The following is an 18,761-nucleotide window of genomic DNA, read 5'->3' on the forward strand; positions in this document are numbered from 1 at the left end:
GGAGCGAAGCTTTCTGGGGTGGGGTGGGTTGCCCCCCGCTTGGTTTTTGCTCCCCCCCCCGCTCCCGCACTTGCGTAGAGTGCTCGCAGCCGGATTGGCGACCGAGTTTCCCGGGAGGGAGAGCCAGGGATGAGTTCGACAGGCGGGACCGAAGGGGAGAAGGAGCACATCGACTTCGTGTCAGCGGAGGCGAAGTCCCTGTATCTCCAGGTCATTGCCGCCGGCGGGAGTATCGAGGTCGACGAGGCGGACCGCACTGGCCCCTACACGGAACTCGCCGAACTCGGTCTATTGGTTCTCAACCAAGGAAAACCGTCGATCGTGACGGCCACCGATCCGCACCGGCTGGCCAAGCGGCTTAGTTCCGCATGGCAGAAGCAGGCCCTTTCACTGCTGACTCAGGCAGTGTCCATGCCCACCGCTATACAGGAACTGAGTCACGCCTATCAGTCGCTGGATCAGCAATCCCACCCAGGTGGGCCGGTGGAGCACATCCATGGCGTGGTGGAGATCAGCCAGCGGGTAGGGATGCTGGTCGAGGGCGCCCAGCTGGAGATCCTGACCGCACAACCGGGCGGCAGCCGACGCCAGATACACGTCAACGATGCCGCCCTGCAGAGTGATCTGTCACTCCTGCGCCGAGGCGTCTCCCGCCGGATCGTCTACCACCCGAGCTCACGGTACTCCGCGCCCGCGAGGCATTATGTGGAGCAGATAACCGAAAAGGGCGGCGAGGTCCGGACGTTGGAGGAGCCGTTCACCCGGCTGTTCATCATCGACCGGCGAATCGCCGTGATACCTGTCCAGGGAGACCTGGAGAAGGCCGCTTTCATCAGCGACAAAGCCATCGTGGCCTACATGCTGGATTCATACGAGCGGCTCTGGGAGCGGTCCAGCCCGTTCCTCGGCGTCACCGAGGTACCGCCGGAGGTCATCTCCCGCATGCGCGCCAACATCCTGCGCATGATGATCCAGGGCATCGGGCACCGAGTCATCGCCCGTAACCTCGGTATCAGCGAACGGACACTGGCCCGGCACATCGCCGACTTCCGCGAGGAGTACGGCTCCGAGACGCTCTTCCAGCTCGGCTGGCGGATGGCGCTGAACGCCCCCAGCGGCCTCTACCACGAGGAAGGTGAGACCCCGTTCGGGGAGGAGCACCCGCTGCCCCCCGACGCGTCCGCGCACTGAACGACACCGCCGGCACCGGTACGTGACTCGGCTTGGCTCATGCGCAGTTCACTGCGTCACATGACGGCGCCGTTGTGCCAGATAGTGTCAGCAGGCGAGGCGACGGACTTCCCCTGCGCGTTCCATATGGTGTCATTGGGGCTTGAGACCGTGTGAGTCAAAGCAACACCTGGCACCAGCAGAGCTGCGCCGACAGCGACAGCTGTCACCAGCGCGCGGATCCCGGATCGGGGTGCACGACGCATGTGGTGCCTCCTTGTCATGAACCTGATATATCGTCCATTTGCACTCTCGTGCCCGCACTGCCACTAGCGGGCAGGTCCGAACAAGTGTTTATCAAAGCCTCATTCCGACTCCGGAGCAAGCGCGTACAGCCGACGGCGCCTGTCATCGTGCTGCCAGGCAGGAATATGACACCTCTTTGTCAGGGCGCCGACATGCGCTTCCTGCACCGTGTCATCCGAATGCCAGTCAGGGAGATGACACCCCGACTCGGTGGACGCCTCGTGCTGTGAGCAGTGACGATCAATGGGCATGGTCGGTTCCCAAATCCCCGACCCGCTTCTCGCCGGCAGGCATCACACCTTCTACCGGACGCGAAGTCGGTCTTCAGCAACTGACCAGCACCGCAGTGTGCTTGACCAGCAGAGACACCACACTCCGCTGGACCGACCCCTTCCCCGGAGCCATCGACATGAGTGAGCCCTACATGCGCCAGCACGCAGCCCAGGCCCCCGAAGGTCGCCGGGCCCGTGTCTTCCTCGCCGCACCGCTCATGCGGCTGACCGGGCCGGCTGACAGCGTGGTCACGCTGGCAAGCCGGACCCGGCTGACCGCACTGCGCAGTTCGCTGCTGCGCAGCGGCGCCGCCGTCTTCAGCGCGCACCACAGCGACGCCTGGACGGTGGACGGCCGGGCTCCCGAGCCGCGGGTGCCGTCCGACTTCCGCGCGATGCAGACCGCCGACCTGGTCTTCGCGTACGTCGGCTCGCCGCTCTCGGCCGGAGTCTCGCTGGAGCTCGGCTGGGGCTCCGCGCTGCGCAAGCCGATCGTGCTGCTGGTCGACGAGGCGATCACGCACAACCCGCTGATAGCCACGATCGAGCAGGTCGCGCCGGTGCTGCCGCTGGTCTACGACGACAGCTGGTCGCAGGAGAGCCTGCGGCACATCGTGGAGACCGCGCTGGACTGGGCCGGCATGGCGCTCTCGCTGCGCGAGGGCTTCTGGACCGCGCCCGGCGAGCAGTTCAAGTCCTCCGCGCCGCGGGTCGCGCACGCCGAGCCGTACAGCGCCTGGCCGAACACCGGCGCGGCCACCGGCTGACCGGCCGACCGCTGCCGCCGGGCCCCCGACCGGCGGCAGCCCCTTGACCGACGGGCCGTCCGACCGACGGACCGTCCCGGCTGACCGGCAGTTCCCCCGCTGCCGGTCAGCCGTCCCCTCATTCCGCACTTGATCGGCGGACCGCGGTCGACCGGCAGACCACAGTCGATCAGTCACGTGCGGCCGCCTGGAGCTGCCAGCCCAGCTGGAACAGCGTCTGCGCGTCGTAGCGCTCGCGGAGCGCGGCGATCTGCGCCGCGACCGTGCGTTCGCTCAGGCCCAGCCGCGCCGCGATCGAACGCTGGGTCAGGCCCTGCACCAGCAGCGCGAGGAGCAGGCTGTCCGGCTCGCCAGACGGTGCGTCCCAGCGCACCCGCTCGGCGCGCTCCCACGCCCGCTCGAACCCGTTCACCAGGACGTCCACCAGCACCGGGTCCTCGACGAACGCCGCATCCCGGTCGCGGGTGTCGGCGGCCACCACCGCGACCTCGCGGTCGAAGACCATCATCCGACGGAAGTCCTCGTCCAGGACCCGGAGCCGCACACCGAGGCCGGTCGCGTAGGCCGCGTAGGCCGCCGTCCCAGGATCGGCGCGGGCGTCGCTGTGGTAGATCACGCGCTGCGCGACTCCGCGCTGCACCAGATTGCGGACGTACGGATACGCCTGCGCCAGGGAGCGCTCCGGACGGGCGCCGCCCGGCTGCATGACCAGTACCTCCGTCGTGCAGTCCTGGGACAGCTGTTGCACCCGCTGCTGGATCTCGATACCCGCGATACTCGCGTCAGCCCGCTCGATCGCCCGGCGGCCCCGCGGTGCGGGCTGCCGGTCGAAGGCGTCCGCCAGCTCCGCCAGTTCGGCCACCGGCTGTGCCGCGCGCTCGAACATCGCCAGACCCGCAGCTCGCAAATCGGCCGTCAACCGCTCAGCCGCCGTACGCGGGTTCACCACCGTCCACAGCCCGCCATCGATCCAGGTGACCAGACCGGCCGCCTGCAACTGCTCGACGCCTGGAAGGTCGGCGGGATCCAGATCGGTGAGGCGGAACACGCCGCCCTCCCGCAGCAACGCCAGGTACAACTCACGCGCCCGGCCGTCCAATACGACGTCGGGTGTCACGCCTGCCGCTCCTCGCCCGCCGCTGCCCGCATCAGCCAGCCCAGCTGGAACTGCGTCTGCGCGTCGTAACGCTCGCGGAGCGCGGCTATCTGCGCCGCGACCGTGCGCTCGCTCAGGCCCAGCCGCGCCGCGATCGAACGCTGGGTCAGGCCCTGCGAGAGAAGCGCGAGGAGCAGGCCGTCCGGCTCAGCCGAGGGCGCGTCCCAGCGAACCCGCTCGGCCCGCTCCCAGGCACGCTCGAAGGTGTTCAGCACGACGTCCACCAGCACCGGATCCTCGACGAACGACGCCTCCAGGTCACCCGAGTAGCCGGCCACCACCGCGACCTCGCGGTCGAAGACCAGCATCCGCCGGAAGTCCTCGCCCAACACCCGGATCCGCGCACCGAGGCCGGTCGCGTAGGCCGCGTAGGCCGCCGTCCCATGATCGGCGCGGGCGTCGCTGTGGTAGATCACACGCTGCGCGACGCCGCGCTCCGCCAACTTGTGGACATACGGATACGCCTTCGCCAGGGCGAGCTCCGAACGTGCGCCGCCCGGCTGCATCATCAGAATCTCCGTCGTGCAGTCCTGGACCAGCTGTTGCACCCGCTGCAGGATCTGGACACTCGCCTCCGACTGTTCGATTGCCCGGCGGCCCCGCGGTGCGGGCTGCCGATCGAAGGCGGTCGCCAGCTCGGCCAGTTCGGCCACCGGCTGCTGCGCCCGCTCGAACATCGCCAGCCCCGCCGACCGCAGCTCGGCAGTCAACCGCTCGGCAGCCGTACGTGGATTCGCCACCGTCCACAGCCCGCCACCGATCCGGGTGATCAGGCCGGCCGCCTGCAACTGCTCGACCTGTAAGAGGTCGGCCGGGTCCAGATCGGTGAGGCGGAACAGGCCGCCCTCGCGCAGCAGTGCCAGGTACAACTCACGCGCCCGGCCGTCCGGTATGACGGCCGATGTGACGACACCTGTCACCCCTGGCGCCCCTCTCCCGCCGCGGCCCGCATCAGCCAGCCCAGCTGGAACAGCGTCTGTGCGTCGTACAGCTCGCGCAGCCGCGAGATGTGGCCGGCGACCGTGCGCTCGCTCAGACCCAGCCGGGCCGCGATCGAACGCTGGGTCAGACCCTGCGAGAGCATCCGGCCGACCTGGGCGTGCACCGGGAGGGCGGCGGTGTCCGGGGTGGTGGTGGTCCACGGGACGGGCTCGGCGCGCTGCCAGTCGCGTTCGAACATGCCGACCAGGAAGGAGACCACGGCCGGGTCCTCGACGAAGGCCGCACTGCTGTAGTTGCCGCCGGGGATCACCACCACGCGCCGGTCGATGATCGTCATCCGCTTGAAGGACTCGCCGAGCACCCGGAACCGGGCGCCGAGTTCGGTGGCGGCGAGCACGTACTCGGCGGTCGGGGCGTCCGAGCGGGCGGCCGGTTCGAAGAGCATCCGGCCGGCGCCGCCGCGTTGCAGGAAGGTCCGGGTCCGCTTGGCCGACTCCTCCAGCAGGGCTCCCGGGAAGGAGCTGCCGGGCTGGGCGGAGAGGATCTCGTCGACGGCCTCGGCGAACAGCGTGTCCAGGCGGCGGCGGATCTCGACGCCGCCCTGCACGTGCTGCACCTCGCCGGAACAGTCGACCTTGCGGGGTGTCTGGTCGTACGCCCTGGTCAGGTCCTCCAGCAGGGCGGGCATCTCCTGGGCCTGGACCAGCAGCCGGGTGCCGGCCGAGCGCAGCTCCTCGCTGATCCGGCCGCCGACGGCACGCGGGTTGACGGTGGTGTACACGCCCTCGCCGGGGTCGAGCACGAGCAGGCCGATCTCGACCAGTTCGGCGACGGTGTCCTGCTCGCCGGGCGCGATCTCGGACGGGTGCAGCCGGCCGCCGTCCCCGAGCACGGCGAGGTAGAACGCCCGTCCCCGCTCGCCGGGCAGCGGCAGCGCGCCGCCGTCCGCGAAGCCGTGCTCCACAGCGCCCTGAGCTGCAGCGCTCTGAGCTGGCGCGCCTTGGACGACACCGCTCTGGCCTGTAGCGCCTGGAACCATGCTGCCTTGACCCGCAGCTCCCTGATCCGGCCCGTCCACCTCGGTCACCGCACGCTCTCCCCGTACTCGTCGTCCGCCCGCTCGGCCACCGGATCGGGCTCGGCACCGCGCATCAGCCAGCCCAGTTGGAAGAGTGTCCGCGCACCGTAGCGGTTCCGCAGCCGGGCGATGTGCCCCGCCACCGTACGCTCACTCAGGCCGAGCCGTCGGGCCACACCCTGCTGGGTGAGACCGTGGGCGAGCAGTGAGCCGACCCGCGCGCCCGCCGGGGCCGAGCCCTCGCCGGTGCGGATGTCGCCCCAGCGCACGCTCTCGGCCCGTTCCCAGTCCCGCTCGAAGACCCGAACCAGGTGGCCGACCACCGCCGGGTCGTCGATGACGACCGCGACGGCGGGGTCCTCCGGGTCCGGGATCACGGCGATCCTGCGGTCCAGGATGAAGGTGCGCTGGAACGGCTCGTCGAGGATCCGGACGCAGCCGCCTGCCTTGGTCACCTCGGCGGCGTAACAGACCGTCGCTGGAGCCGCGAGTGCGCAGGGCTGGTAGATCGTGCGCAGGGTGCCGCCGCGTTGCAGGAACGGGATGTCGCGACCCAGTGCGGTGTCCAGCAGCTCCGCGGGCCGGTGACCCGGCTGGATGCAGAACAGTTCGTCGCGGCTCTCGGCGAGCAGTTGCCGGATCCGCGTGCGGACGTTCTCCGGGCCGTGTATCCGCTCCGCCGTCGGCAATCCCGCCGGCGGCACCGGAGACTCCAGCTCCGGCACGGACGGCGTCACCTGTATCGGCAGCGGCGCCGGCATCAGCGTCGGCTCACCGGACGGGATCGCACGGCGGTAGGCAGTGGCCAGGTCCTCGTACTCGGTGTCCACCTGCTCGGAGCCGAGCAGCAAGCGGACCGCCTCGGCCCGCATCTCGGCGCCGATCCGCCGGGTGACCGTGCTCGGGCTCGCGGCGGCGTAGTGCGCGCCGTCCGGCTGCGGCACCAGCAGGCCGAGCTGCACGAGTTCGTCGAATGCCGGCCGGCGGGCCGCGTCCACCCCTGCGGCCGTGACCCGGCCGCCGGTGTGCAGCACCGCCAGGTACAGCTCACGGGCGGCCCAGCCGAGCGCCGTCGGGCGAGAACCCGTCGGATCGACGCGGTCCGCACCTTCGGCGCCGGCCGGCGCCCTTCCCCCGGTGTCGGCCGCCACCTCATCCCCAGTGTCGGCCAACACCTCACCCCCCAGCACCGGGCTGCGGCCACCGTCCCCACGGCGGCCACTTCATGCCGTCCATAACTACCGCATGGTCCTGGGGCAGCGGATCCGGCCCGGAGGCAGGGACGAGACGTCACCTGCGCCCCGGGCGGATCCACCTACTGACGCCAAATCCAAGGTGCTTCCAGCGAGGCGGAGCAGCAACGCCTCGCTGGTACCGGGCCCGGTCGCCATCACCACATATGGCAGACCACCCGACGTCCGCCGGTTCGTCGCACAGATACTTCTGCCCCTGTGCGACGAGGGAGGACGAGTCACCACCATCGGGCTGCGGTTGCCCGGGCGGCTTGGCGTAACCCAAGCCTCACAGCGCGCGGACGGCCGGACAAGGGCACCCCTCCTTCAAGTTCCCGCAACTGCACGAACTTGCAGAATGCCCGTCCAGAAGCTCCGTTTACACACGGGTTGAGCTGGGACAATGACAGAACGTTCGGTCTTGGTAGCGGCACTGCGGGGGAACCGGATCCGCTTGTGCAGGGGCTGCGAAGGGCGCTCGCGGCGACATCGTCCTACCGGCCACCGACCTGCGCCGTCAACCGTCAGGGGGCTGATGACAGGCGGGGGATGACAGCTGACAGATTTCATCATCTGTCAGCTGTCATCTGTCAGCGGTCATCCCTCGCGGCCGCAGTCGCGGCCGCGCCCCCGGATCAGCCAGCCGAGCTGGAAGAGCGTCTCCGCCTCGTACTCCTCGCGCAGCCGCGCGATGTGCCCGGCGACCGTGCGCTCGCTCAGCCCGAGCCGACCGGCGACCACCCGCTGGGTCAGCCCGCCGGCGAGCAGCCGGGCCACCGCCTCGCGCACCGCTCCGGACTCGCCACCACCGTCCGCACCGTCCACCCCGTCCGCGCCGTCCAAGCCGGTCACGGCGGCCAGCGCCTCCCACTGCACCCGCTCGGCCCGGCGCCAGTCCCGTTCGAAGAGGCCGACCAGGACCGCGACCGCCGCCGGGTCCTCGACGAACGCCGCCGAGCGGTTGTCACCGGCGGCCGGGATCACCGCGACCGAACGGTCGAAGATCAGCAGCCGCTGGAAGTCCTCGTCCAGCACCCGGAACCGCGCCCCGACGGCCGTCATCGCGGCGCAGTAGCCGGCGGTTGCGGCATCGGTGCGTGCGCCCGGCTGGTAGAGCGTGCGGCGGACGCCGCCGCGGGCCGTGAAGGCCAGGTCGGCTTCGAGGCCGGCGGCCAGGATCTCGGCCGGGCGGGCCCCGCCGGGCTGCGCGGCCAGCACCTCGTGGGTCGTCTCGGCGGCCAGCTGGAGCATCCGGTGCCGGATCTGCTCCAGGCCGTGCACGTGCTGCACCCGGCTGGGGCGGCTGACCGGGTGCTGCGTCTCGTCGTAGGCGCGGGCCAACTCGTCGAAACCGCTCTGCACCTGCCGGGCCCGGCGCAGCGCAGCGTTCGCCTCGGTCCGCAGCGCGGCGGCCGCGGTGCCGACGGCGGCGCGCGGGTTCACTGCGCTGTACGAGGCGTCCGGGGGGTTCGAGACGACCAGGCCGAGTGCGACCAGCCGATCCAGCGGGTCGCGCAGGTCGGATTCGACCTGGTCCGCAGGCAGCCGACCGCCCTGGCGCAGGATCGCCAGGTAGAGCTCGCGCGCACGGTCGTCGAGCGGCAGCACAGCGAGCCTCCAGTCATCGGTCCGACTGGAGGCCACTCTGTCACGCGCGGACCGCTCACCGCGCTACGGCTGCCGCCCGCTCGGCCGGGCGTCCCAACTGCCGGACGTCCCGGCGCACCGGCCGATGGCATCCGCTCAGCGCATCGACTCCGCGCCCCGATTCAGTCCACCGGCTCCGCGCACCGGCTCAGTGCATCGCCACCCGGCCGTTCGAGCCGCGGACCGCACCGTCCAGCGCCTCGATCCCCTTCACCCGCACGTACGGCGACAGCCTGGTGGCCGCCAGCGCCCGGTGGGTGAGCGAGTAGTCGTCCGCCCAGACCTCGGAGCCCAGCTCGACGAGTCTGGCCAGCTCGGGTATCGCGTCCGAGACGGCCGCGAAGACGCCGTCCTCGACCAGGTAGAGGATCACCCGGTCACCGGCCTCGGCCAGCGTGACGGCCTCCCGCAGGAACCGGTCCGCCTCCGGCTTCCCCCAGACCGCCTGACTCTCCACCAGGACATGCGAACGTCCCGTCATGGTCCACTCCTCCCCGTAGTGCCCGCCGGGAAGGCCGCGTGTTGTTCGCTTGCCCCCGATTCGCCGCCCCGGCAGGTGAGATGACCAACCATCAGATTGACTCAGGCACGGGCGCGCGACAAGGACCCTGCCGCTGCACCTTCGCGCAACTGCGGGTTCGCGCAGCGTTCTTGCTACGCCCCGGGGTCAACTCGGTCGTCTCTCAGCTCGGTCGGCCGCCCCCGCTCCTGCTCCCGTTCCCACTCCGCCCCTGACCCTGACCTTGGCCCTGATCCTGGCTCTGACCAGTGCCGGTGCCAGTGCCGATGCCAGAGCCGGTGCCGGTGCCAGTGCCGGCGCTCTCGCCCTGGCTGCGCATCACCCAGCCGAGCTGGAAGAGCGTCTCCGCCTCGTACTCGGCCCGCAGCCGCGCGATGTGTCCGGCCACCGTCCGCTCGCTCAGGCCCAGCCGGGCCGCGATCCCGCGCCGGCTGTGCCCGCAGGCCAGCATCCGGGCGACCCGGTCGGCGACCGCGCCCGCGTCGGGCACGGTGTGTGCCGAGCCCCACGGCACCCGCTCGGCCCGCCGCCAGTCACGGTCGAACAGCTCGACCAGCAGCTCGACCGCCGTCTGGTCCTCGACGAACGCGGCGCTGCCCATGTCCGCCGAGGCCGGGATCACCGCGACCGAGCGGTCGAAGATCAGCATCCGCTGGAAGTCCTCGTCCAGCACCCGGATCCGCGCGCCGTACGGGGTGACGGCGGCCGCGTACGAGCTGGTCGCCGGATCGGTACGGGCCACCGGCTGGTAGAGCGTGCGCATCGCGCCGCCGGCCCGCAGGAACGGGATGTCCTGGGCCAGCGCCCAGGCCAGGTGGTCCGGCGGGCGGTCGCCACCGGGCTGGGCGGTGAGGATCTCGTGCTCGGTGTCGGCCACCAGCTGGGCGATCCGGTGCCTGATGCTGTCCCGGTCCCGGACGGTCTGCACCGCTCCGGTGCGGTCGAACCGGCGCGGAGCGCTGTCCCACGCCTGGGCCAGCTCCTCCAGCGCGGGGTGCACCTCGTCGGCCGCCCGGAGCAGTCCGGTGGCCCGGGCCCGCAGCGCACCGGCCGCCCGGCCGAGGAAGGCCCGCGGGCTGACCGCGGAGTAGAACGTGCCGCCGGGCAGGCCGCGCACCAGACCCAGCTCCAGCAGCCGGGCCAGCGCGGCGGCGTCGGCGGGTCGCAGCTCGGCGGACTTCACCCAGCCGCCACCGCTCACCACATCCAGGTAGAAGCGCTGGGTGGCCGGGTCGAGGGCGAGGTCCTGCGGCAGACCGCCGGGCTCCCCGTGCACCATCAACGCCCCCTGACCGCGCCCCGAGTTGACTGCTCGCGGCCATCCTGCCAGCCGGGCCCGGCCCGCGCGAGACCGGGTGACGCCCCGTCAAGCACAAGGGCCTGTCGTCAGAACCCCTTCGTCGCCCGCAGGGCGGCTCGGCGGCGTCAGGTGCGCTCCCCCAGCCTTCGGCCGGGAGGTGCCCCCATTCGGCGTGCCGGGCGCAGACCCTCGTACTGGACGTACTTGGGCCTGTGCCCGGTACGGCGAGAGTGCGTGCATGGCGTCGCCGAGCAGAAGGGGGTCTGACGACAGGCCCTGGGGCCCGCTGAGCTCGGCGAACGTGAGCTCAGCGGGCCCGGAAGGCTCGGCAGCAGCAGGCCCAGCAGCCTCAGCAAGCCCGACAGGCGCAGCAGCAGCCTCAGCGGGCCGCCCGGAGCAGCTGCCCGCCCATCAGCGCGGCCACCGTGCGCAGGCTCGCCACACCCCAGGCGGCGAGCAGCAGCACGTACAGCGCCACCGAGAGCCACCCGAAGCCGGCGAAGCCGGTGTGCCGCTCCAGCCCGGCCGCGCCGGTCACGCAGGTCCCGACCGGGAAGGTGAACGCCCACCAGGTCAGCGCGAACGGCATCCCCTCGCGCAGCTTCGCCCGCAGGTTGGCGGCCAGCGCGATCAGCAGCCACAGCACCGCGAACCCGATCGCCGCCACGCCGTACAGCACCGCGAACCCGAACGCCGGGCCGGCCAGCACCGGGGCCACCGACTTCGCGGCGTCCGCGAGCTGGTTGACGGCGGTGGTGGACTGCCCGAGCGGCCCGAGCACCAGGAAGAGCGAGGGGGTCAGCACGACCGCGGGCAGCTTGCTGTGCACCAGGCCGGCGAAGACCACCGGCATGATCACCGCCACCGCCAGCAGGCTGGCCCCGAAGAGCCCGTAGCAGCCGTAGAAGAGCGCCGGGCGCTGCGCGGCCGGCAGGTGCGGGATCAGCGCCGGGCCGAGCGCGGCGGCCACCATCGGCGCGACGACCGGCAGCAGCCAGGTCGGGTTGGCGCGCAGCACCGAGAGCTCGTGCCGGGTGATCATCAGGTAGGGGATGCCGGCCGCGACCAGCACCGCGTACAGCGTGCCGACGCCCCACAGCACCCAGTCGATGGTGACCGCCGGACCGGTGCCGATCAGCCGGGAGCCGATCACCAGCGTCCCGTAGCCGACCGCGAGCAGCGCCATCGGCGGGCAGCCGTAGAACACCGCGGTCGCCGGGTTCTCCAGCAGCTGTTCGCGGGCCTGCGCCCGGTGCCGGGTCAGGTGCACCGCCCGGGCGGCCAGCAGTGTCAGCAGCGTGGCCAGGCCGAGCGCCCAGACCACCTCGGCGAAGACCAGCTGCCCCGGCACCCGGTACGGCAGCGCGGCCGCGCCGTTCGCGACGATCGCGGTGCCCATCACGGCGGCGTACCAGTTGGGCCCCAGCTGCCCGAGGTCGAAGCGCGCGGCGCGCAACTGCTCGGTCAGCTGGGGGCTGGGCGAGGTGGAGAGAGTGGTCATGCCTCCACCCTCCGTCCCGGGCCCCCGCACCGGTAGCCACCGGCGCCCTATGAGGGCATAACCTGGACCTATGGCTCTCTCTCCACGCGTACCCGAGCTCGGCGCCCTCGAACTGCTGCTCGCGGTCGCCAGACACGGCAGTGTCAGCCGGGCCGCCGCCGAGCTGGGGATCAGCCAGCCGGCCGCCAGCGCGCGGGTCAAGGGCATGGAGCAGCAGCTCGGCGTCGCGCTGCTGGACCGCTCGCCGCAGGGCTCCCGGCCGACCGCGGCGGGCCTGCTGGTCGTCGAGTGGGCCCGGCAGGTGGTCGAGGCCGCCCAGGCGCTGGACGCCGGCATCGACGCGCTGCGCGAGCGCCGGGACGCCCGGCTGCGGGTGGTGGCGAGCCTGACCGTGGCCGAGTACCTGATGCCCGGCTGGCTGCTCGCGCTGGCCGCCGCCCGCCCGGGCACCGCGGTGACACTGCGCACCGCGAACTCCGCCGCCGTCGCCGAGCAGGTGCTGACCGGTCAGGCGGATCTCGGCTTCGTCGAGGGCGCCCGCACCCCGCCCGGCCTGGCCGGCGTCGTGGTGGCGGCCGACCGGCTGGTCGTCGTGGTGGCCCCGAGCCACCGCTGGGCCCGGCGCACCGCGCCGCTGACCGCCGGCGAGCTGGCCGCCACCCCGCTGGTGCTGCGCGAGCCCGGCTCGGGCACCCGGGAGATCCTGGACCGCGCGCTGGCCGCGCACGGCGGCACCGCCACCCCGCTGCTGGAGCTGGCCTCCACCACCGCGCTGAAGGCCGCCGCGATGACCGGCGCCGGTCCGGTCTGCCTGAGCGAGCTCGCGGTCGCCGACGAGCTCGGCACCGGCCGGCTGGTCGAGGTCGCGGTGCGCGGCCTGGACCTGCGCCGACCGCTGCGCGCCGTCTGGCCGGCGGGGCAGCGCCCGGCCGGACCGGCCCGGGAACTGCTGGCTTTCACCCGGAAAGCTCGCACAAACCGAACTTGAGCGTAGTAAGCTCAACTTAGCTACGAAGACGGCATCAACTCTGGAGGAGTACCAAGCAGTGGACGCGAGCAAGTTCACCACCAAGACCCAGGACGCCCTGTCGGCCGCGATCCGGCAGGCCGGCGGCGCGGGGAATCCCGACGTCAGGCCGGTGCACATCCTGCTCGCGCTGCTGGAGCAGCCCGAGGGGATCGCCCGGCCGCTGCTGGAGGCGGTCGGCGCGGACGTCGCGCAGACCACCGCCGCCGCCCGCCGGCAGCTGGCCGCCCTGCCCAGCGCGCAGGGCTCCACGGTGGCCGCCCCGCAGCTCGGCCGGGACACCCTGGCCGTGCTGACCGAGGCCGCCAAGCAGGCCGAGAAGCTGGACGACGCGTACGTCTCGACCGAGCACCTGCTGGTCGGCCTCGCCGCCGAGGGCGGCGCCGTCGCCGAGCTGCTGACCCGCGAGGGCGCGACGCCCAAGGCGCTGCTCGCCGCGTTCAAGGACGTCCGGGGCAGCGGCCGGGTCACCTCGCCGGACCCGGAGGGCACCTACAAGGCGCTGGAGAAGTACGGCACCGACCTGACCCAGGCCGCCCGGGACGGCAAGCTCGACCCGGTGATCGGCCGCGACCAGGAGATCCGCCGGGTGGTCCAGGTGCTCTCCCGGCGCACCAAGAACAACCCCGTGCTGATCGGCGAGCCCGGCGTCGGCAAGACCGCCGTGGTCGAGGGCCTGGCGCAGCGGATCGTCGCGGGCGACGTGCCCGAGTCGCTGCGCGGCAAGCGGCTGGTCTCGCTGGACCTGAGCGCGATGGTGGCCGGCGCGAAGTTCCGCGGCGAGTTCGAGGAGCGGCTGAAGGCCGTCCTGAACGACATCAAGCAGAGCGACGGCCAGGTCGTCACCTTCATCGACGAGCTGCACACCATGGTCGGCGCGGGCGCCGGCGGCGACTCCGCGATGGACGCCGGCAACATGCTCAAGCCGATGCTGGCCCGCGGCGAGCTGCGGATGGTCGGCGCCACCACGCTGGACGAGTACCGCGAGCGGATCGAGAAGGACCCGGCGCTGGAGCGGCGGTTCCAGCAGGTGCTGGTCGGCGAGCCGAGCGTGGAGGACTCGATCGCGATCCTGCGCGGTCTGAAGGGCCGCTACGAGGCGCACCACAAGGTGCAGATCGCGGACGCCGCGCTGGTCGCCGCCGCGACGCTCTCCAACCGGTACATCACCTCGCGGTTCCTGCCCGACAAGGCGATCGACCTGATCGACGAGGCGGCCTCCCGGCTGCGGATGGAGATCGACTCCTCCCCGGTCGAGATCGACGAACTCCAGCGCGCCGTGGACCGGTTGCGGATGGAGGAGCTCGCGCTGGAGAAGGAGTCGGACCCGGCCTCAGTGGAGCGGCTGAGCCGGCTGCGCCGCGATCTGGCCGACAAGCAGGAGCAGTTGAGCGGTCTGACGGCCCGCTGGGAGCAGGAGAAGAAGAGCCTGAACCGGGTCGGCGAGCTCAAGGAGCGGCTCGACAACCTGCAGAGCTCCCTCGAACGCGCCCAGCGGGACGGCGAGTTCGAGCTCGCCTCGAAGCTGATGTACGCCGAGATCCCGGCCGCCGAGCAGGAGCTGGCCGAGGCCCAGCAGAAGGCCGCGGACGAGGACGCCTCGGCCTCGATGGTCAAGGAGGAGGTCGGCCCGGACGACGTGGCCGACGTGGTCGCCTCCTGGACCGGCATCCCGGCCGGCCGGCTGCTGGAGGGCGAGAGCGCCAAGCTGCTGCGGATGGAGGAGGAGCTCGGCCGGCGGCTGATCGGCCAGAAGGCCGCCGTGCAGGCCGTCTCGGACGCCGTGCGGCGCACCCGCGCGGGCATCGCCGACCCGGACCGCCCGACCGGCTCGTTCCTCTTCCTCGGCCCGACCGGCGTCGGCAAGACCGAGCTGGCGAAGGCGCTCGCCGACTTCCTCTTCGACGACGAGCACGCCATGGTCCGGATCGACATGAGCGAGTACGGCGAGAAGCACTCGGTCTCCCGGCTGGTCGGCGCCCCGCCCGGGTACATCGGCTACGAGGAGGGCGGCCAGCTGACCGAGGCGGTGCGCCGCCGGCCGTACAGCGTGGTGCTGCTCGACGAGGTCGAGAAGGCCCACCCGGAGGTCTTCGACGTGCTGCTCCAGGTGCTCGACGACGGTCGGCTCACCGACGGCCAGGGCCGCACGGTGGACTTCCGCAACGCGATCCTGATCCTCACCTCGAACCTGGGCTCGCAGTACCTGGTGGATCCGGCGATCGCGGAGGAGGCGAAGAAGGAGCTGGTGCTGGAGACCGTCCGGTCGGCCTTCAAGCCCGAGTTCCTCAACCGGCTGGACGACATCGTGGTCTTCGACCCGCTCGGCTCGGCCGAGCTGAGCCGGATCGTCGACCTCCAGGTGGCCAAGCTGGCCGAGCGGCTGCGCGACCGCCGGCTCACCCTGGACGTCACCCCGGCCGCCCGCGACTGGCTCTCGCTGACCGGCTACGACCCGGCGTACGGCGCGCGCCCGCTGCGCCGCCTGGTGCAGTCGGCCGTCGGCGACCAGCTGGCGAAGGCGATCCTGTCCGGGCAGGTGCACGACGGCGACACCGTCCGGGTCGAGCGGGACGAGGCGGGCGACCGCCTGCTGGTCACCCGCGCCTGAGCCGCATGTGGGCCGCGTCCGGGCCAGGGCACCGGGACTCCCAGGAGTACCTGTGCCCTGGCCCCTCGATGAGGCAGGATGGAGTCATGGAAGGGCGGCCCCGCATCGCAGCCACCCTCGTGCACTGTGAAGGGACCCCCCGTGAGCATTGACCCGTCGTCGATCCCGTCCTTCGGCCTGCCGCAGCAGCCCCCGCCGGGTGGGCAGCCGGCTGGTCCGCCGCCGATCGTGATGCCGAACCAGGACCTGGTGAAGCAGCTCCTGGAGCGCATGGAGCTCAAGCACGTGGTGGACGAGGAGGGCGACCTCACCGCCCCCTGGGAGGGCTTCCGGGTCTACTACATGTTCCGCGGCGAGCAGAAGGAGCTCTTCGCGGTGCGGTCCTTCTACGACCGCTCCTACCCGCTGGAGCGCAAGGGCGAGATCCTCGACCTGATCGACGAGTGGAACCGCGAGACGCTCTGGCCCAAGGTCTACACGCACACGCACGAGGACGGCGTGGTCCGGCTGATCGGCGAGTGCCAGATGATCCTGGGCAACGGGATCAACCTGGACTACTTCGTCACCACCACCGCCAACTGGACCCAGGCGGCGGTCGGCTTCGAGCAGTGGATCGTCGAGCGCCTCGGCCTGCAGCAGGAGGTCGAGGGCGAGGCCCCGGCCGCCGACGACAAGGACGAGGAGGAGGGCGAGGAGGGCTGAGCCCACTCCCCCGCCGTCCCCGGACGTGATTCGGCCCGGCTCGCCAGTGGCGAGCCGGGCCGAGTCACGTCCGCATTGCTCCGCGGTCCCCCGCGGTGGCCGGGTCAGACCGGCGGCAGCGCGTACACCTTGGAGCCCTGGGCGGCGACCAGCGTCTTGCCGTCGGTGTCGAAGAGCCAGGCGGTGCCGGCCAGCGCGGTGCCGGGCAGGAACCGCCAGAGGATCTTCTTCGCCTTGATGTCGACCGCGAGGATCCCGTTGTTGTCGGTGGAGATGAACAGCGTGTTCTGCACCAGGCACGGGTTGGAGTCCATCGACACCTCGTACGGCAGCTGCAGCCGCCACTGCTCCTGGCCGTTCGAGGCCTGGTACGCGATCAGGGTCGGCGGCGCGCTGGGCGTCGCGGTGCCCAGGGTCGTCGACTCCAGCGTCATGCCGCCGAGGACCGTGTAGAGCACACCGTCGGCGACGGTCGGCCCGGCGTACCAGAGGTCGTGGCTGCCGGCCGGCGGCGTCTTCTGCCAGGCCTGCGAGTGGTCGCTCAGGTTGACCGCCTGGAGGCCGCGCCCGGTGGTCGAGCAGTAGATCCGGTCGCTGTCCGCGACGACCTGGTAGAGCGCCGCCTCGTCGGTGTTGACGAACCAGAGCTGCTCGCCGGTGGTGGTGCTGCGGGCGACCAGGTTCTTGTTGCTGTCGGTGTAGATCAGCAGGTTCTTGGCCAGCAGCGCGGTCATGCTGAGGCCGGTGTCCGCGCCCTGCGCACGGTGCTGGCTCCAGATCACCGAGCCGTCCTTCTGCGAGAGGGCCCACAGACCGGGGACGTTCGGCTTGCTCATGTCGATGAAACCGTCGGAGCCGAGCGCCGCGAAGCTGCACTGCGCGTAAATCGCGTGGTCGTCGGCGGCCAGCACGTCGCCCGGCAGGACCTGCTCCGTCGCACCGGGCTTGGTCTGCTGGTTGGTGTCGTACTTCCAGATGGTGTTGCCGGTGCCCTGGTCAACACTGACGAAGTCGCCGCCCTTGTAGGCGATCGTGGTGCCGTCCGCCACCATCCGGTTCGTCGAGTCGCTGGCCGCGTTCCAGACAGCGGAGCCGTCGGTCAGCTTCACCGCGTTGATGCCGCCGCTGCTGTACAGGAACACCCTGCCGTTGACGACGAGCGGGTTGACCGTGCCGACGAAGCCCGGCGGGTTGCTCGTCCAGATCGGCTGCGGTGCCACGCCGGGGGCGTGGGTCGCGGGCGCCGAGGCACTGGCACTGGCCGAGCCGGCGGCGGACGGCGAGGCGGAGCCGCTCGCCAGCGGCTTGCTCGGCTGCGGGGGCGGCTTGGGTGTCTTCTTGTCGCGGGTCAGCGCCCAGGTCGCACCGCCGCCGAGCGCGACGACCAGCGCCGCACCGCCGCCGGCCAGCAGCCCGCGCCGCGAGGGCTTCGCGGGCTGCGGCAGGGCGTTCAGCTCGGTCGTCCCCACACCCACCGGAGGGCCGAAGCTCGCACCCGCACCACCGAGCTGCATGGTCCGCTCCACGGTCGGCGCCTGGGCCGGCGCCACCCGCGGGTCGGTCGGCGCGGCGGCGTTGCCGCGGGCCGGCGTCTCCATGTCCATCACGCTCGCCGCGTGCGAGGCGATGTCGGAGGCGACCGGCGCCGGCAGCCAGCGGCCGCGCAGCAGCGCCTCCTTGCCGCCGAGCAGCGCGGACAGCTCGGCGGGCGTCGGGCGGTCGGCCGGCTCCTTCGCCAGGCAGGCCGCGATCACCGGCCAGAGCTCCTCCGGCACCCGGCTCAGGTCCGGCTCGTCGTGGATCACCCGGTAGAGCAGTGCGGCCGCCGAGTCGCTGTGCTGGCTGAACGGCCCGGCGCCGCTGGCCGCGAAGGCCAGCACCGAGCCGAGCGAGAAGACGTCACCGGGCGGGCCCATCGGCGCGCCGCTGGCCTGCTCCGGGCACATGAAGCCGGGCGAGCCGACCACCAGGCCGGTGCTGGTCAGCTTGTCGCCCTCCAGCGCCCTGGCGATACCGAAGTCGATCACCCGCGGCCCGTCGGCCGCGAGCAGCACGTTCGACGGCTTGAGGTCGCGGTGCACCAGACCGGCCCCGTGGATCACCGACAGCGCGTCGGCCAGGCCGGCGCCGAGCGCCCGTACCGTGTCCACCGGCAGCGCCCCGTGCGCGGCCACCGCCTCGGTCAGCGAGGGACCGAGCACGTACGCGGTGGCCAGCCAGGCCACCGGCCCGTCCGGATCGGCCTCCACCACCGGCGCGGTGTACGCGCCGCTGACCGCCTGCGCGGCCGCGACCTCGCGCCGGAAACGCTCGCGGAACTCCTGGTCCTCGGCGAGCTCCGCACGCACCACCTTGACCGCCACCGTGCGCCCGCCGGAGGAGCGGGCCAGATAGACCCGCCCCATCCCACCGGCGCCGAGCCGGCCGAGCAGCCGGTACGGTCCGACTGCCTCGGGATCACTGCTCTCGAGCGGCTGAATCGGCATAAGGTCTACTCTCCCCGTCCTCGACTGACCGGGTGATCGTAGAA

At 71.9% G+C, this 18,761-nt stretch carries 14 protein-coding genes; 5 read left to right on the forward strand and 9 right to left on the reverse strand.

From position 1 onward, the window contains the following. The first annotated feature begins 129 nt into the window (after window positions 1-129). Both AC060L_RS02740 and AC060L_RS02745 read left to right on the forward strand, forming a co-directional pair. The gene (locus AC060L_RS02740) at window positions 130-1,191 is read left to right on the forward strand and encodes a helix-turn-helix domain-containing protein (RefSeq protein ID WP_483796755.1); all 1,062 of its coding nucleotides are present in this window, start codon (window positions 130-132) and stop codon (window positions 1,189-1,191) included. Window positions 1,192-1,885: 694 nt separating this feature from the next. Then, window positions 1,886-2,515 carry a hypothetical protein gene (locus AC060L_RS02745; RefSeq protein ID WP_483796756.1) on the forward strand — a complete coding sequence of 210 codons (630 nt, stop codon included), beginning with the start codon at window positions 1,886-1,888 and terminating at the stop codon, window positions 2,513-2,515. Window positions 2,516-2,684: 169 nt separating this feature from the next. Here the strand turns inward: AC060L_RS02745 and AC060L_RS02750 are convergent, their stop codons facing one another. The 8 genes from AC060L_RS02750 to AC060L_RS02785 form a co-directional block, all read right to left on the reverse strand. After that, window positions 2,685-3,632, reverse strand: coding sequence for a LuxR C-terminal-related transcriptional regulator (locus AC060L_RS02750; RefSeq protein ID WP_483796757.1), 948 nt, complete (start codon window positions 3,630-3,632; stop codon window positions 2,685-2,687). After that, window positions 3,629-4,591, reverse strand: a complete 963-nt coding sequence (locus AC060L_RS02755) for a LuxR C-terminal-related transcriptional regulator (RefSeq protein WP_483796758.1) — start codon at window positions 4,589-4,591, stop codon at window positions 3,629-3,631. The genes AC060L_RS02750 and AC060L_RS02755 overlap by 4 nt, the downstream gene beginning before the upstream one ends. Further along, entirely contained in the window at window positions 4,588-5,577 is a 990-nt protein-coding gene (locus AC060L_RS02760; protein WP_483796759.1) for a LuxR C-terminal-related transcriptional regulator, read from the reverse strand. Before AC060L_RS02760 ends, AC060L_RS02755 begins: the two co-directional genes overlap by 4 nt. Window positions 5,578-5,696: 119 nt before the next feature. Further along, window positions 5,697-6,863 (reverse strand): TrmB family transcriptional regulator, encoded by a 1,167-nt coding sequence (locus AC060L_RS02765; RefSeq protein WP_483796760.1) that lies wholly within the window; start codon window positions 6,861-6,863, stop codon window positions 5,697-5,699. A 657-nt stretch (window positions 6,864-7,520) separates the two neighbouring features. Continuing rightward, window positions 7,521-8,531 (reverse strand): LuxR C-terminal-related transcriptional regulator, encoded by a 1,011-nt coding sequence (locus AC060L_RS02770; RefSeq protein WP_483796761.1) that lies wholly within the window; start codon window positions 8,529-8,531, stop codon window positions 7,521-7,523. A 187-nt stretch (window positions 8,532-8,718) separates the two neighbouring features. After that, the gene (locus tag AC060L_RS02775) at window positions 8,719-9,051 is read right to left on the reverse strand and encodes a hypothetical protein (protein ID WP_483796762.1); all 333 of its coding nucleotides are present in this window, start codon (window positions 9,049-9,051) and stop codon (window positions 8,719-8,721) included. 202 nt (window positions 9,052-9,253) lie between these two features. Beyond that, window positions 9,254-10,369 carry a LuxR C-terminal-related transcriptional regulator gene (locus tag AC060L_RS02780; RefSeq protein ID WP_483796763.1) on the reverse strand — a complete coding sequence of 372 codons (1,116 nt, stop codon included), beginning with the start codon at window positions 10,367-10,369 and terminating at the stop codon, window positions 9,254-9,256. A 400-nt stretch (window positions 10,370-10,769) separates the two neighbouring features. Then, on the reverse strand, window positions 10,770-11,891 hold the full coding sequence (locus tag AC060L_RS02785) for a TDT family transporter (protein ID WP_483796764.1): 1,122 nt from the start codon (window positions 11,889-11,891) through the stop codon (window positions 10,770-10,772). A 70-nt stretch (window positions 11,892-11,961) separates the two neighbouring features. On the opposite strand from AC060L_RS02785, the gene AC060L_RS02790 reads away from it, so the two are divergent. From AC060L_RS02790 to AC060L_RS02800, 3 genes are all read left to right on the forward strand, one after another. Beyond that, window positions 11,962-12,879 (forward strand): LysR family transcriptional regulator, encoded by a 918-nt coding sequence (locus AC060L_RS02790; protein WP_483796765.1) that lies wholly within the window; start codon window positions 11,962-11,964, stop codon window positions 12,877-12,879. A gap of 58 nt (window positions 12,880-12,937) precedes the next feature. After that, window positions 12,938-15,529, forward strand: coding sequence for an ATP-dependent chaperone ClpB (clpB, locus tag AC060L_RS02795; RefSeq protein ID WP_483796766.1), 2,592 nt, complete (start codon window positions 12,938-12,940; stop codon window positions 15,527-15,529). A 141-nt stretch (window positions 15,530-15,670) separates the two neighbouring features. Next, window positions 15,671-16,231 (forward strand): type III secretion system chaperone family protein, encoded by a 561-nt coding sequence (locus tag AC060L_RS02800; protein ID WP_483796767.1) that lies wholly within the window; start codon window positions 15,671-15,673, stop codon window positions 16,229-16,231. Between the two features lie 104 nt (window positions 16,232-16,335). Here the strand turns inward: AC060L_RS02800 and AC060L_RS02805 are convergent, their stop codons facing one another. Then, window positions 16,336-18,717: a protein kinase domain-containing protein gene (locus tag AC060L_RS02805; protein ID WP_483796768.1), complete on the reverse strand. Its 2,382-nt coding sequence runs from the start codon at window positions 18,715-18,717 to the stop codon at window positions 16,336-16,338. Between the last annotated feature and the right edge of the window lie 44 nt (window positions 18,718-18,761).

The organism is Kitasatospora sp. NEAU-69 (genome assembly GCF_057158765.1).